9 protein-coding genes are annotated in these 15538 nt (G+C 37.8%); 5 read left to right on the top strand and 4 right to left on the bottom strand.

From position 1 onward, the window contains the following. Positions 1-233 precede the first annotated feature (233 nt). The 5 genes from dptF to H5125_RS02665 all read left to right on the top strand — a co-directional run bounded on the left by dptF (position 234) and on the right by H5125_RS02665 (position 10084). Positions 234-1823, top strand: coding sequence for a DNA phosphorothioation-dependent restriction protein DptF (dptF, locus tag H5125_RS02685; protein ID WP_182743477.1), 1590 nt, complete (start codon positions 234-236; stop codon positions 1821-1823). Between the two features lie 3 nt (positions 1824-1826). Beyond that, on the top strand, positions 1827-3125 hold the full coding sequence (gene dptG, locus H5125_RS02680) for a DNA phosphorothioation-dependent restriction protein DptG (RefSeq protein WP_182743476.1): 1299 nt from the start codon (positions 1827-1829) through the stop codon (positions 3123-3125). Next, positions 3106-8157: a DNA phosphorothioation-dependent restriction protein DptH gene (gene dptH, locus H5125_RS02675; RefSeq protein WP_182743475.1), complete on the top strand. Its 5052-nt coding sequence runs from the start codon at positions 3106-3108 to the stop codon at positions 8155-8157. The genes dptG and dptH overlap by 20 nt, the downstream gene beginning before the upstream one ends. 197 nt (positions 8158-8354) lie before the next feature. Then, entirely contained in the window at positions 8355-8855 is a 501-nt protein-coding gene (locus H5125_RS02670; protein ID WP_182743474.1) for a hypothetical protein, read from the top strand. After that, positions 8855-10084 (top strand): DGQHR domain-containing protein, encoded by a 1230-nt coding sequence (locus tag H5125_RS02665; RefSeq protein ID WP_182743473.1) that lies wholly within the window; start codon positions 8855-8857, stop codon positions 10082-10084. Before H5125_RS02670 ends, H5125_RS02665 begins: the two co-directional genes overlap by 1 nt. Positions 10085-10175: 91 nt before the next feature. Here the strand turns inward: H5125_RS02665 and dndE are convergent, their stop codons facing one another. From dndE to dndB, 4 genes are read right to left on the bottom strand one after another with little or no spacing between them, the layout of a single operon-like run. Then, on the bottom strand, positions 10176-10532 hold the full coding sequence (gene dndE, locus H5125_RS02660; RefSeq protein WP_182743472.1) for a DNA sulfur modification protein DndE: 357 nt from the start codon (positions 10530-10532) through the stop codon (positions 10176-10178). Continuing rightward, positions 10532-12571 carry a DNA sulfur modification protein DndD gene (gene dndD / locus H5125_RS02655; RefSeq protein WP_182743471.1) on the bottom strand — a complete coding sequence of 680 codons (2040 nt, stop codon included), beginning with the start codon at positions 12569-12571 and terminating at the stop codon, positions 10532-10534. Before dndD ends, dndE begins: the two co-directional genes overlap by 1 nt. Then, positions 12572-14338, bottom strand: a complete 1767-nt coding sequence (locus tag H5125_RS02650) for a DNA phosphorothioation system sulfurtransferase DndC (RefSeq protein ID WP_220487205.1) — start codon at positions 14336-14338, stop codon at positions 12572-12574. Further along, positions 14331-15440, bottom strand: coding sequence for a DNA sulfur modification protein DndB (gene dndB, locus H5125_RS02645; protein WP_182743470.1), 1110 nt, complete (start codon positions 15438-15440; stop codon positions 14331-14333). Before dndB ends, H5125_RS02650 begins: the two co-directional genes overlap by 8 nt. Positions 15441-15538 lie beyond the last annotated feature (98 nt).

Here is a 15538-nt window from a genome sequence, read left to right as displayed (position 1 = left end):
CCCAGTTTTTCTATTTCAATATTATTTCTGCCTCTCTCTAAATTGTCGAAATTTACGTCAGTTATTTTACTAGCTCACCAAATCACTATTCGCTTAGTACTGCCATTTCATGCGCAATAGACAAACTGATGCCTAATAGCATATTAATTTTTAATCAGTTGTTATTGTTAACAAGTGGTATCACGATTCATAGTTTAAATTCATTTGAAGCATGATGGTCAAACAGGAACGTTATGAGATTAAAAGAAGCACTCAGTGTCATGTCTATGGCTTCGCCTTATGCGGTATCAACCGAGCGAAATAACGACATAACGAATCTACATCATCAAGTAAAGTCGCACTTATATATAGAAATGCCGATTGAAAAGACAGTAAACAAATGCATTTCATCGTTTGGTGCTAACGATAAAAAATTACTTTTTTTGTGTGGAAGTAGTGGTGATGGCAAGTCAGAGTTGCTAACTAAAGCGAAACTTAAGTTTGGTAAAAGAATTACGTTTCATCTCGATGCCACTCATAGTTTTGATCCTCAAGGCACTGCAATACAAACACTAGATAAGGTGTTTGATGCTTTTTTCCTTGCTCAATGCCCGCTAGTTGTTGGTATCAATGCCGGCATGATGGGTAACTATGCCGAAGAAGGGCAAAATGCAGATGTTAAATCTGCCATAGCCAGTTATTTAGAAAATAACAAATTCGAAAGCGAACAAATTAAATTCATCAATTTTGAAGACTATCCAAAATTTGAAATTCATGAAAACGGCTTTAATTCAGAGTTTGCTAAACAACTGTTAGTTAGAATTACCCAACCACAAGACAACATCATCAGGCAGCTTTTAGAAAAAGAAAAACAATATGATGAACCAGATGCTAAAAGGCTTATTACAAACTTTGAATTGCTGAGTCTTCCTTCTGTACAGCAAGTCATCATTGAACTGTTATTTAAAGCCAGATTAATGCGCGATCAATTTTTAACAGCAAGAGCATTGCTCGATTTCATCCACGAGTTACTTGTTGGTGATGGTTATCTTTTTGATAACTTGTTTGCCGGTGGCGACAATGAACTAGCAAGCAAGATAGAAGATTTCGACCCAGGCCATTACAGGACAAAAGAAATCGACCGCTTCATTCTTGCTTATGATCTGGGTTTGCCAAACAGTGAATTCTCTGAATTTAAAGAAAAAGTTAAACAATTTGGTATTCAAAATCTATCTGGTGGAATTCAATACTTAAGATTATTTTATATTTTAAGGCATGATGATTTTGCTAATAATTATCACATAAACTTTGCTGACGATTATAACGAGTCGCTCATAGAGAAATACATTGCTATCTATCAGCTACACAAGGACTACAGAGATAATCCCGAGCAAAAGGCCTTACTAAAAACCTTTTATCGAGACACGCTAATTTCTGCAATAAGATCTTATATAAATCGCAATGCACCTAAGCTAGGCAAAAAGTATTTTCTATTGTCCGACTTTGGCGATTACCAAGTTGCAGCGCCTGCAGATTTATCAATGGACTCGAACGCAATAAAAGCAAATACAGCCACAAACAGTGTGTTGTTTAATGCTCGACTTAAGCTAAAAACAAAACAGTTTGCACTACCAATAAACATCAATTTATTGTCTTTACTCATTAATATCAATAATGGCTACAGACCTAATAAACACGATAAAAACTCGGTTATTTTATTGGATGAATTAGCGAGTGAAATAATCCAGGAAGCTAAATCGGCTTGCGAGCTTGTGATCACCGGAGAAGGTAACAAGTACCTTTTAGAATGTGATGATGATGAAATAATGGTAAGTGAGGGATAAACAATGCCATTACAAAAAGACCTACAACCTAAAAATAATAGTGCGGCTAGTTTCTTCCCTGTGTCTGCCAATAGCGCCAATAACAAATATGATTGGGATACAGTCGTTGGATTTTTTATTAAGGCCTTACACAACCTTGAGCTTGAAAAATCGATTAAAAACCTCGATGACTTTAAGCTACTTTGTAAGACCCGATTAACGAATAAACTTGATGGAGAGCCGTTTTGGCACATCATTGAGAAAATGTACTTTGATAATCATCAAATTTTAAATATTGCCCCCGAAATGCAGGCATTAAAAGTCTTAAATCCTGAAAGTAGTAATGCAGGTGATGAGCGCTTAACGACTCTTTTGGTTAATTTAATGGGCAGTATGCAATTAAATAAACCACCATCAGTACATCTCAACTTCTTAGAGAAAGAAATAAAAGCGGTTTTTGACTCGCCACAAGTGACTCGTGTGAGCAAAAAAATATCCAAGCAGCACATACCATATTTGCCGTATCTGAGTGAGTTATTCCAAAAAGATTTACACTTTTTAGTCAGTCATCCTGAACATTTTTTACAAAACATTAAATCGTTTTTAAAGCTATATGGATTTCTTTACACGGCGCAATTATCGCTAAACATAAAAGGTTGGGCAAAAGCGCCGTCCGTTAAAGACTGCTACTTCATCTTAGACAGTGAAAAAGCCAGTAAAGAACGTACCAAATTACAATTACATGGTCATAAACAAGTTATTGAAGCTAGTTATGCGTTATTTCCTTATCTAGCGCTAAATGAAAGTCTTCAAGATACAAAAGACGTGGTGTTACCGTTTTGGCAACTCTTTACAGAAATCACTGCCGCTGATATTGATGTGCTTAACAACTATGCCGAAAGCTTTCATGAAGATAGAAAATTAATAGAAAGACTTCAGCCAGCTAGCAGCAACAGTGATGCGTTAACGACATTGGCAAAATTATTCACTGAGCAATTTAAAAAAGGCTCAACAAGAGAAACGGCTTTCAATAACTTTGTTAAAGCAACACGAGAAACCCTAATAAGACCGTTTGAACAAGGGCGAAAGCGCGCTGGTTCATACCTTGTATTAAACCAAGACTATCTCTTACTGCTAACCAATATCGCTATCGGTAATCGAGATAAAATAAGGCTTCATGAGCTTCTAAAAGAATTTCAAAGTCGCGGTGTCTTTTTTGATAAAAGCAGTGAAGTGTGTTTAGTCGAGCTATTCGAACGCATGGGTAACGTAGAAAGAATGAGTGACAGCGGAGATGCAGTATATGTCAGAAAAACAATATGAAGACTTTTTAGTCGAACACTTTTGTAAGTGGGCCAAAAAAGGTTTTGAGGGTGAAAGTCGTTTTCAATTTCGCTCGCCTGACAGCACTAACAGTCAAAAGCTATACGAAGCCTTGCTACGAGTTACTGATACCACAGTGTCAATTGTGACATCTGATATTGACCAACAGTTTCAGGCGATACAATTTGCTGATAAAAAGCTTATTCCCGTAGTACACAGCGAAACCGAAAATGGTTTAAGTGAAAACTTTATTTCCCACTTGCGCGATTTGGTGTCTAGCCAAGATGGTCAATTGGGTGACTGTGTATTGCTCGTCGTACATAATTCATACCTAGATACGCTTATCAATTCTGCTCGAGATTTAGGTAAGCCAGGCGAAGTTTGGCACCCATCAACAATTAAGCAATCACTCAGTGAATTGATCACATCCATAAATGGAACCGATCAAATATCACAATGTTTACTTGATCATCGTTTTAAACTGATTATTGAAGATGGCGCAACAATGTTCGGTTTTACCGAGCTTTTTGAGGCACTTGACGATGGTGTCATTCAATTTAGTGAGTTAGGCCTTTTTAACGATAATACTATCGCTAAGTGGGATGATACAGCACAAATAGATAAGCGATTATCTGAAAATCATCAGTTGTATCAGAACATCAGTGAGATAGTTGAAAAATATCCACAAGAGCTAGTCGAAAAACTAGGCGATTTAGATCTTGGTGAAAAATTCGTCCTCAAACATTTTGGTGATGATGCCAATCTGGCTGACCTTGATTTTGGTGAAATAATTAAAGAGCGCCGGACAAACAAAGAAAACTTGCTCTCATTTGAAAAAGAAACGATCGAAGGTCTTAGTTTTAAAGCGCGAGAAAATAAAAAAGAGCGTCATTTAATTATTGAAATGCCAGACGATACAAAAAATTTCAAAATTGAAGCTTATTTCACCGGCGGTAAAATTCAAAAAAATGAACTTAAATTACAACATACTAAAGAACCCATTGTACTCGACGTAAATAATCGATCGCAAAAACACAGTATTGTAGAAATTGTCGGTGTTTTTGACAAGCAACCAATGTATTTTAGTGTTGATTTTAAAAGAGAAAAGCCACAAGAGCGGTTTAAATATCGCGTACTAGTCATACCAAAAGGCTATTTTTATCTAGATGATTTAGCGGATAGTTTTATTCTTGCTCCACGTAAAGAACTTATCACATTGCAAACCAATGCTGGTACTTTACAAATTTCAGAGCAAGGTACCACTACGAAGGTCACGCAATCTAATCAAACGTTTGCCGTAAACCAGATTCAAACAATTGATTTTTCAGAATTTGCCAATGAAACTGACAGTCTCACTTTTGCAGTGCAAAGTGGTGAATGCATATTAAATTTCGAGGTGGATGGTGCGGTTTCGTCAGACACACTTGGCCTTCCGTTAGTATTAGACACCAATTTGTTTAACCGTTTATACAACGATGACTTTAATGGGCTGTATAACAGAGCTAAAGAGAAAGTCGTTATTGATGGCAAAGACCTAACGCCAAATGGTGATCGTAAAAAATTACTCAACTGGGAAGCCCAATTACAAGACAATCGTACACTAGCAACCCAAGTTGGCAAAAGGCCAGAAGTAAAACTCGACTATCTGCAATCACCGTTTAATGCATTATATGTAGCCTACACCGATTTATTTGATTATCTAGACCATAGAAAAGCATTAATTAGCACTTGCTCTTGGGGGCCAGAATTTCTTCAATTGGTCAATACTATAGTGGATTGTTACCTGCAAGAAGTTGACCAGCTAGAGACTAAAGCCTTGTTGTCATCAGAGGCGATTATGCTGGTTAATATCGGTATTGCTGAGTTTGAAAGCCAAGAATACATTACACCATATCATCCGTTGAGCCTGGCCTATTTTGCACAGTTAGTCAGTAAGGCAAGTAATGATGAAGATGATAGCTTTAGTACATTACCAAGGGCGACAATAAAACGTTTAAATGCAGAAGGGCTTCTTCCTTTCGTGTGGCATGTTAAAGACGGATTTGCCTATAATCAAGCAGTACCTGAAAACCGCATGTGGTGTAATTTAGTTGCCAATAAAGATGTGAGTTTAAGTTATGTACGACCATTGGTTAGGCAAAAAACCAACGAATTTACTAAAGCTTTTGATGTGTTATTCAGTAAAGGCAGCAAAGAAACGCTTTATATCAACTCGATAAATAATGCCGATAACACCTCTTTGTTTTTAGGCCTGGTTGATTACTTTAAAAAGAAATCTCCAGAAAATGCTAACAGAGTACACGTAAATATTTATGACAAAAAACTGCAACGCACCTACTTTGATGAATTTGCAGATGCGCCTAGTTACGACGAGTTAAAAGACCTCGCTGAGTTAGGAAGTGAAAAAGACAAAGCAGATGCTATCGCAGACATGCTTAAAAATAGGATTACCTACAGTAAATTTAAAATAGCTGACGATGTGACTAGCTTTAATTATGCTCACATCAGTTTTGTTAGAAATGATACCAGCGTAGTGCCCATTCCTGTCGACGTGCTCACCGAGAAAACAGGTGTTGCCTGTCATGGTTTACTCGCTGGTGAAACCGCATACGATGAGCAAAATACTTATTTTACTACCTACGGTTTAAGCAAACTTGATATTGATGACACGCCAAGCCTTAGGCTTAGTAGCCACTTTAATAATCTAGCCAAAGCAGCGTGGTGCGGGCAAAAGTACGAAAAAAATAATGGCCTAGCACTAAAAGTCGCCGGTAAGTTAACTGAGCTTTTAGAAGAGGTTTATGAAAACTCAGTGTGGACCGTGATTATCGATCCTAAAGTCACGCTGGATTTCTTTAAATCACAAAAAGATGCAGTGCTTATTCATTATTCAGATAACTTTTCTAACTCTGCTAATTATGATGCGATAACCGTCACTAAACGACGCGATTTGTATGATCAAGTATTGTCCCAAGGTGTCAAAGGCCTAATAGATGAGTTCAATTCATTTAATGGTGAGTGGTTATTAAAAATGATCACCTGTAATGATAACGAACGTAAAGAGAAAAAAAGCATTATTGGTGCTTACAAATACGTGAATTGTTTATTACACCAAAGTGACATTACCTGGGTACCAATGAGTGTTGCCGAAATGCTGCGTGTCGCCGGTAACATTGGTTTGAAAATGAGCGAAAGTGAGTTTTCTCGTTTTTCTCAGGGTTATAAAAGTGGTGCTATTTCTGATGATGTGTTGTTTGTTGGTTTTAAAGGACAGCATATCTACTTGTTACCGCTAGAAGTTAAGATTGGCCAAAAACGTACCCACGCTAAAGGGATACAGCAAGCTAAAGAGCTTAAGCGCTATTTGGTGGAGAATCTATTTGGCCGTAATGATTTAGCTGGCCATTTATACCGTGGTCTATTTGTACGCCAGATTCTAATGCAAGTTGATAAGTTTGAACTGTACAAGGTTTATGAAAGTGACCATTTCAGCAAACTTCAAAGCAATCGTGAGTGGTGGTTACAAGGTGATTATGCGGTAGCCGATTTAGCTGATTATCCTCAAGGTTTTGTGATGGCATTTTTTGAAAATGCAGATTACGCCAAAGAAGATTTCACTATTGAAGATGATATTTTGCAGATTAGCCTGCCAAGTGCCAATTTAAACCGTTTTATCAGCACGCCACTACAAAGCTTATTAGCGAATATTCAAAGTAGTGAGCTTTGTTACATCCCTGAAAAATATATTCTAACAGGGGAAGTCTTACCAAGGAGTAATGTAAAAGCTGAAGTCATAGAGTTAGTTGATGTCGATTATTCAGATAACGAAAAACTAGTTAATGCATTACAGGGAGTCGCTGAAAAATCCCCATCAATTGTTGTAGAAAAGCCAATAGCGACTGACTCATTAAAAGTGTTAGTCGGGCATGAGTTACCCAGTAATAAACCTGTGTATTGGGAGCCAACGAATACAGCGAAATTTATGAACACCAACTCAGGAATTATCGGCACCATGGGTACGGGTAAGACGCAGTGTACCAAGTCGGTTGTTACTCAGCTTTATCGTAATCAGCATAACAATGTTGATGGTAAACCCATTGGTATTTTAATCTTCGATTACAAATCAGATTATGTTGACGACAAGTTTATTAACGCGACTAATGGCAAAAAGTACAAATTATTTAAACTGCCTTATAACCCGCTAAGTTTATTTGGCGATACGCCAATGTTACCTATTCATACAGCCGCTGGTTTTTCAGAAACTATGTCGAAGGCTTACGGATTAGGCCCACGTCAGCAGCTTAAACTAGAAAATATTATCCTAGAAGCTTATGAGTTAGCAGGTATTAGACCTGAATCGCCATCAACCTGGACTAAACCAGCACCAACGGTTGAAGATATTTGGCAAATCTTTCTGGCTCAAGATAAAGTTGAAGAAGACTCTTTATATGCTGCACTGTCAAAATTAGCTCGCTTTAAAATCTTTGAAGACCAGCCTGAAAACATGAATAGCTTATATGAGCTTATTGATGGTGTAACGGTCATCGAATTAGCGGGTTATCCACCAGAAATACAAAATTTGATCGTAGCCTTAACCCTTGATCTGTTTTATTCGCAAATGCAGAAACAAGGTAAACCAGTTGTGCAAGGTGAGTTTAGACAAGTGACTAAGCTGATCTTGGTCGATGAAGCCGATAATTTTATGTCGCAAAATTTCCCAAGCCTGCGCAAGATCCTTAAAGAAGGTCGGGAATACGGGGTTGGGGTTATCTTATCGACTCAAGACATTACCCATTTTAAAACCGGTGACAATGATTATTCTGCCTACATTTTGAGTTGGGTAATTCACCGCGTTGCTCAAATAAAAAACCAGGATATTAAAGGTATATTCAATAAAGATGACAAGTCAGAGCAAGAGCTTTTGATGAAAAACATCCGAGAGTTAGAAAAACACACCAGTTTGTACATTGATGGTGATAAGCAGATTAGGCGCATTAAAGATAAAGCTTTTTGGGAGTTGATATGTATCTAATACTCATAAAAAATGGTACTAAGCATAATGTGTTTAATCTTGAACATATAAATTAAATTTATTTAGTCCTTTCATCAGGCTAGTGTAATTGTAATTTGAATATAAGGTACATGAAGTTCAAGTTGATAGTAATAAAGCTGAGTGAAGAATAATTATAGGGGGCGTTATCATGAATGATTATAGTTTGGGAGCTAAAAGTGAAAAAACGTAAAAGCTCATGGGAAGGCTTGGGTGATGAAGTCTTTTCAAGGTTATCAAACGCCTTGAATAGTTTGTCATTTATAGCATTTTTTCTTGTTGGAATAATTCTTATTGGAGGCGTTGGTATATGGTTGCCGTATTTAGCGAATAAGTCAGAAACTGCAACTCTGCTAGAAAGTCAGAACTTGTTCACCTATACGGTTGCTATATTAGGTACTCTTTCTATCGAAGGTTTTTTCTCAAAGAATAAAAAAGCAAATTTGGCCGCATTGGGTTTAATTATTGGTGCTGTTGCACTTTTATTAACCTTAATTGGTTATTGGATTGATAGGACAGGTTTTTCATGGTATGTAACAGTTGGTTCTATTTTAACACTTATTATTTTTTTATTTTCTAATGTGAATGATGAACGGTTTGATGATCATGACGAAATAAAAACTTCAACACCAACTGGCTATCCTGATGCAGACGTACAAAACATAGTGGATAAGAAATAATGATTAAATTCCCTTTAAAAATACCAGCTATTAAGGTCGACCAACCGCTTGGTTCTTTTTATGTTGCGTCTATCCCCGCTGAGATTTTATTAAAAACATGCTATACGATTAAGGCAGAAATTCTTGATGATTCAGATGATGAATCAATTTCATACATTGGTGGGCTTGTAAGTAAACTTAGAGGAAATCAGAGGATTAGGACACCTAAAAGATTAGCTGAAATCAAAAGATATTCAGAAACTGTTGATGCAAGCTTTCCTAATTCAATTATTCTAGGTGCTAATTACAGTGAAGATGGCAATTTAATTAAGTCGACAAAAGAACGTTGGGATATTGAAGATAATGGTGAAGGGTTTTATTATCTGAATATACCCACGGGGAAAAAGTTAGCTTCTATTATTGATGGACAGCATAGAGTTTTTGGTTTTGAACACTCAAAAGCTAAAAATATGGAGTTACTATGTTCTGTTTATATAGATCTACCATTAGCCTATCACGCAAGGATCTTTACAAATATTAATATAAATCAAAAGAGAGTCGATAAAAACCTTGCTTATAATCTCTTTCAATTTGATATGGAACAGGGTGAGCCAAGTAGTTGGTCTCCTGAGACTTTAGCAGTTTATTTTGCAAGAGTACTAGCGAGTGATGATAAATCGCCATTAAAAGGGATGATAAAACTTGGAGTTATCAATAGTACTTCAACGAGCTCTATTTCGATGGCATCTATAATTGATGGTATTTTATCTTTAATTACATCAAATCCTAAACAAGATCGTGAGCTCTTACATAGCAAAACTATTAAGGATGGTAGAAGTAGGAATATGTTGTCAGATATAAAAACAAAATCACCGTTAAGACATTTATATCTGGAACAAAAAGATAAGACTTTATACGATCTAATTAATCATTTCTTTACGGCATTAAATAAAACTTTATGGAATTATGACGTCTTTAGAAAAACGCTAGGAATACATGCTTGTTTTGATTATTTAAAAATTAGTTGTAATGAGTTTGATATTTCGCAATTAAACGAGTCTTTCTTTTTTGACCGATTTGATGTTATTTCCTCAGTTAATTTCACTGATGAATTTTTTGGTGTTCAGACCAAACTAAGAACGCGGCTTAGAAATGTCCTTTTGATTGGTACTGGTGTAAAAACTATTGAAGAGCTCAATATAAAAAATGAGGAATTTAAATCATATAAAAAGATCTTAAACCTAAACTAAAATATTTAAACAGATGCTTATCTTATTTTTAATTTCTACTCCTAAAGCTTAAAAGGCTTTGAGGAGTAGTTTAACCTGATTCGTATTAGCTTTAGTTTAATATTGTATTAGAAAGTTCAAGAAGCTGTTTATGATTTCTAATCGCCGCAATCCCATCCTCAACATGTGCCGCCCACGCGGCCATGAGTTCTCTTCCTTTTAAATCCGGATAGTGCCATTTCATCATCAATTCGGTCACTAGCTGGGTTTCACCCAGCCAAGTGACTTTATCTAGCACCAAAGCACCGTCTAATTTCACAGTGGCTGAATTAGTGCACTTAAAGCCTGATTCAATTGACCTGAAAAAGGCAATACGAGCTGAAACGTTGGGTGAAATCCCCGTAAACTGCTTAAGCTTTTTTAAGTGTTCTTCGGTCTGTTTTGTTAAATTCATGCGATTAGGCAGCATCAGTTTGCTCCTACTTTTTTGTGTTGTTGGCCGTGATTAGCACTTTGTTGCTGAGTATGTGCTTCCCAAAAATAACCTTCTTTCAAGCTAGATGATTTAGTCTTGCCATCAAATTGGATTTCAAAGGCGTGGGAAATATCATCCCTAAGGTATTCACTACCAAAATAGGTCTCATCAATCTCAGTATCTGTAGAGAGTATAATGACCTGATGACTGGCTTCTGGGAAATAATGCTCTATTAACTTATCCCTGTGTTTCGAGTCGAGTCGGCCAAGTGGGGTATCGATAATGATCGGTAGTTTTTTACCCGATGTTTTACCCAAAGCTTCTAATATCGCAATGGCGTAAATCTGTTTCTCACCAGCAGATAACCCTTTACGGTTGATCACATGCTGGTTTTCATCGATTAATTCAACGTCAAAGGTTTGGGTATTGATACGAGCCGATAATTTTAAGTCTTCTTTACGGGCAAGCTTTTGGTAACTCTTAATGAACTCAGTTTCTAATTGTTTAACGCGTACCGCAGTTAATTGCTCACTAAAGTCAGCAAGCAATGCATGGGTATTAAGCGCATTAGATACTGAGGCTTCTGCTGTTGAGGCGACTTTATGTTTGTCATGTAGTTTTTGAACCTTGCGAGCAAAGTCAATTGCTTCGCGGTATTTACGCTTGGCTTCTTCTGTTGTTTGTTTAAATTCAACAATCGCGCTAGTGCGTTGACTGTTGAATTTTTTAAGTTGTTCTAATTGTTCTTCAAGTTGTTCTTGCTCTGGTGCTCGCGCAATATTGATTGAAATGTTAGCGATTTGTTCTTCAACTATTTCTAGGCGTTTACGGGCAATGTCGAATCGTTGATACGATTCGCTTGCGCGACTATTAACCTGCGCATTAACTTGATCAAACTCTCGGTCAGATATATCAAGCAAGACCTCAGAATTGTTTTGCGCTGCTTGTCGTTCTTCAAAGCAAGATTTTATTGTTTGGATAGCTACAAATGAGTCGGATAATCCAAATGATAATTTTTGTTCAAGCTCTGCCATGAAGTCTGTTAATTCATGATTAAAGTGTTCAACTTGTTTAGATTTTTTCTCGGCCTCAAGCTGATTTAACAATTGCTGTAATGCCTTTGGCGCTAGTGCAAAGGGCAGGTTCCCTTCGATTTCAGCTCTTAAGGTTTTTTCTAATTCTTTGCGTTCAGCATCAAGTTCGTACTGATGTGCTTTTTCTTGTTCACGTGATTGCGCCCAGGCACCACCGCGTGAAGATAATTCATTTTCAGTTTTTGCTATATCTGCACCAATTAATTCTATTCTTGCACGGCAAAGTGCTGACTTGTTCGCAAGCTCAACGGCTTGATGTTCTGCGTCTTTGCGTTGCAGTTCAAGTTTATCTATTTGCGCTTTAATATTTTCAGGCATTGCTGCAGCGTCATGTCGTTTTAGAAATATCGCTAAATCGTTTCTCAGTCTTTCTGCCACATCGATGCCTAATAATCGACGTACGGCTGTTTGTAACACTTCACCGGAATCATCTTCTGCTAGCTCGGCAATTTTTTCACCATCGAAGAAAAATAAGTCTGAAATTCCTGGTGGGATTAATTCATTTAAGAAGCTTTGGCATTGATCGTAACTCATGCTGCTGAGTTCAGTATTGTCTTGCTCTAATACTAACTTATCTTTTTGGCCACGCTGCCAGCCACGGGTAACACGGTACTCGTTTTCCACACCATTTAAACTGTGGCTAAAAATAAGTTGGATAGACGATTTGTTATCACTAATACCAATGCCTTTGTGTATTAACGCATCGAGCTGAGCTTGATACTCAGCAGCGTTCATCCCACGGCCAAATGCTGCGCGACCATATAGTGCTACACGGACGGCTGATAAAATGGAGGTTTTACCTGCACCGTTTAAACCACCAAACAATACAATTGGCGCTGCTTTTGTTCGGTGCTTATTAAGTACTCTCGGTTCGAGGTCTATTTCATGAACGCCTCTAAATACTCGAAAATTGTTTATCACCAAGCTTTTGATAATCATCTAGAATTCCACCTTGGTTTGTTTTTCAAGTGCGAGTATTTCAGCTTCATATTTGTCTATTTGATCTTTATGAATATCGAATGCAGACTTACTTTGTAGCTCAGTATGCTTTTCTTTAATCTGTTCAAGTGTTCCCCAATCTTGTTTGAGCAAGGTGCCTATTTTGTCGAACACGCCGCTACGGCGGCTAAGCCCTTCAAGCGATAATTCGAGGTCTAATAACTTTTGAACCATTTCTGGTTCTACGTTGTGTTGCTGACCAAGTCCTTGCAGGATTTGAGCCTCAACCTCACCAAAACTACTGTTGTCGTTGATGACCCATTTGAGATCATTACCGTAAATATTTCGGTAGATTGTTGGTAACGAATCTGCCCAATCTGGTTCATTGGGATCGTTTAACCATTCTTGGCGTATTGCATGTAATTCAGGTTCAGTGACTAACGTGACAGAGTAGCCATCTTCATTAAATTTTTTCTGTTGCACTAACAATTCGGTTAGCCATTCTTTACGATACTTTAACCAGTAAGGACCTGGTACATGAGCTCGCTCTGAAGACAGCTCTTGGCCTTCTTTTACTCTTTGATAGTTTACGCGACCTTGTCGGCGTTTATAGTTGCGGTATATTTCTTTGTTGGCTGGAATGTTGGTTTCAGCTAACTTGTTTCGAAACGTTAAAAGGGGCTGCATCCATTCTTCACCACTTTTTATTAAACTTTCCATAGCTCGGTCTTTAGTGACAACGGTACATGTCCAACAGCCAAATCGTGAATTACCACAAGAGGGAGTACTGTCATCAATGACCATTGGACATTCACCCTGATCAGATGAGTCTTTATAAAGATTCCAGAGGGTTAAATTATTAACTCCCCATGGCGTTTGCCATTCAAGTTCATATTCGTCAGCCCATTTTTTACCTATACCCATTGGGGATATAGTTACTTCAAGGCTACAAGACCGTAGCAGTTTCCATACATCATCCATGCTCCATGTATCAATAGGCGTATAGATAAATGCATTTGCAAGTGTGGTATGGCGGGCTAAGCGGGTATTTTCAATTTTATGCTTGGCGATAACCTGTGCACGTGATGCACTTTCTTGACTACGAGACCCCAACACAACGATGACTTCATCATGGGTAGAGACTTTGTCTTTAATGAAGTTGCTGACAGGATCAATTTTCATCCGCTCAGTACACCAACGGAAGCTTTGAGTTGGGGCAGGATAACCTTTACCTAAAAGGCATGCCCAAAAAGATTGATCTGGCTTAGGCACAACTTTATGCGTAGTTATAGGTAATCCATCACGTCTTGCTTGATTGCCAATTTGTTCTAATGAGCGGTTAACGTGATCAACGACGAGCGGTGTTTCCACTAATGTATCAGAGGCTACTACGTAAATAGGTTTAGTGCGTTTTGCTTCATCTAGCGCGAGTAGTGCTAAGTATATTAATGTGACCACTGCAGATGAATCTTTACCACCACTGTAACCAATAACCCATGGACGATTATCGGCACAATAAACATTTTGCACGTCATCTATAAAGTGTTTAAGCAAAAAACCTTCTTTATTGGCGTGCTCTTTTAACAAATCACGACACAGGTTCATGCTGACTTGATGCTTTAATGCGTCATCAAGTTTGTCATATTTATGCAGCTCAGCAGGGAGCGTGTCACTATTTTTGTATCGCTTGAAACCAGCAAAAAATTCTTTATGAATATAGTCGTTCTGCTCATCATCTAGCGCATCGGCTTGGAATAAATCAGCCATTAGATGCCTCACTATTTGGTATGTATTGATTTTCTAGGGCGCGCTCGTCTGGTGTGAGCGAAAGAGATAGAACATGCTTAAGAGCATTGGTTGTTAACATGATATTGGTTGCGGCTTTACTTAGCTTACCGTGCAACATGCTTCTATTGGCCCATACTGGGTTAGACTTTTTCCAGTCTACGTTTATTAGTTTTTTGATTGTTTCTTTCCACTCGTCAGGTTGAGCAGTAATTAGCGCACAACCTAATGATCCCAATGCATGCAACCCGACGCCATGTGCATGAACGTATTCTTGACGGAATTGAGAGGGAGCAAGTTGTTTATTGATGACCATCTGCCATTCCGGCGTTGATTCATAAACAGCTTGCCAGAATTCTGCAGCTAGTTGTTTTTCTTGCTCAGTAAAACAGTCTTTCATGCCTTTACCAAACAACGCTCTATTAGCTTGCTTTAGACTGCTTAACGTAAATAATTTCCCGCTTTTTGAACTGATACTGGATTTTTCCATTTCAGTAAAACCTGCAAAAGGCTTAACCTTTTGTGCTAAATATCTGGCAAGTTCACTGCTTTCATCACGGCTATCGTAAAGTGCAGCCAGTGAAGGGCTTGGTTTAACAGCATATTTGTTCAGATCAGCAAACATTTGTTGGCTGCGTGTCAGGCCTTCATCTACAAAAAACAGTACTGGAATATTGTCATATGCCAGTTCGGGACGTTCTTTTAAAGCAGCTTCTATCGCTGCACGTCTATGTTGACCATCATTAATAAGAATCTGTGCATTCATAGGGATTCTTAAAGTGCCTAGATTTGATGATTCTGAATGCTCACTTTCATCAAATGAAACACTTGATGCGACCGATACGGTCAATGCAGAAAATACATAGTCGTCAGGGTTATCGACAAGATAACGCACCATTTCAGGAATACGTGCTTTATTCAATGTGCGCTGTGCACGTAATTCTGGCGGCACTTCATCTTCGTCAAATACGAAAATCTTTGGAATTGTGCTTAATGGACAAGTAGCAATATAGAATGGTTTTCCAGCCTGGATCCCTCTAACTGCTGGGAAAGAAAAACAATATCCGTCTTGTGCACTTTTCATCACGATAGCCTAACGTTAAATTTGACGTGAATTATAGCGAATGACGTGAAAATTTCACGTTATTTATGGTTTTTTTTATACATTTGACGTTATTTTGA

This window comes from Shewanella sp. SR44-4 (assembly GCF_014163715.1).
In the GTDB taxonomy this organism is placed as follows: Bacteria; Pseudomonadota; Gammaproteobacteria; order Enterobacterales; family Shewanellaceae; genus Shewanella.
The sequence above is the reverse complement of the archived record's forward strand: the minus strand, read 5'-3'. Positions and strand labels throughout refer to the sequence as shown.

Coding starts and splice junctions, on each gene's coding strand:
- dptF (WP_182743477.1), top strand. CDS start 234: ATGAGATTAAAAGAAGCACTCAGTGTCATGTCTATGGCTTCGCCTTAT.
- H5125_RS02650 (WP_220487205.1), bottom strand. CDS start 14,338: ATGGCTGATTTATTCCAAGCCGATGCGCTAGATGATGAGCAGAACGAC.
- dptH (WP_182743475.1), top strand. CDS start 3,106: ATGTCAGAAAAACAATATGAAGACTTTTTAGTCGAACACTTTTGTAAG.
- dndB (WP_182743470.1), bottom strand. CDS start 15,440: ATGAAAAGTGCACAAGACGGATATTGTTTTTCTTTCCCAGCAGTTAGA.
- H5125_RS02665 (WP_182743473.1), top strand. CDS start 8,855: ATGATTAAATTCCCTTTAAAAATACCAGCTATTAAGGTCGACCAACCG.
- dptG (WP_182743476.1), top strand. CDS start 1,827: ATGCCATTACAAAAAGACCTACAACCTAAAAATAATAGTGCGGCTAGT.
- dndD (WP_182743471.1), bottom strand. CDS start 12,571: ATGATTATCAAAAGCTTGGTGATAAACAATTTTCGAGTATTTAGAGGC.
- dndE (WP_182743472.1), bottom strand. CDS start 10,532: ATGCTGCCTAATCGCATGAATTTAACAAAACAGACCGAAGAACACTTA.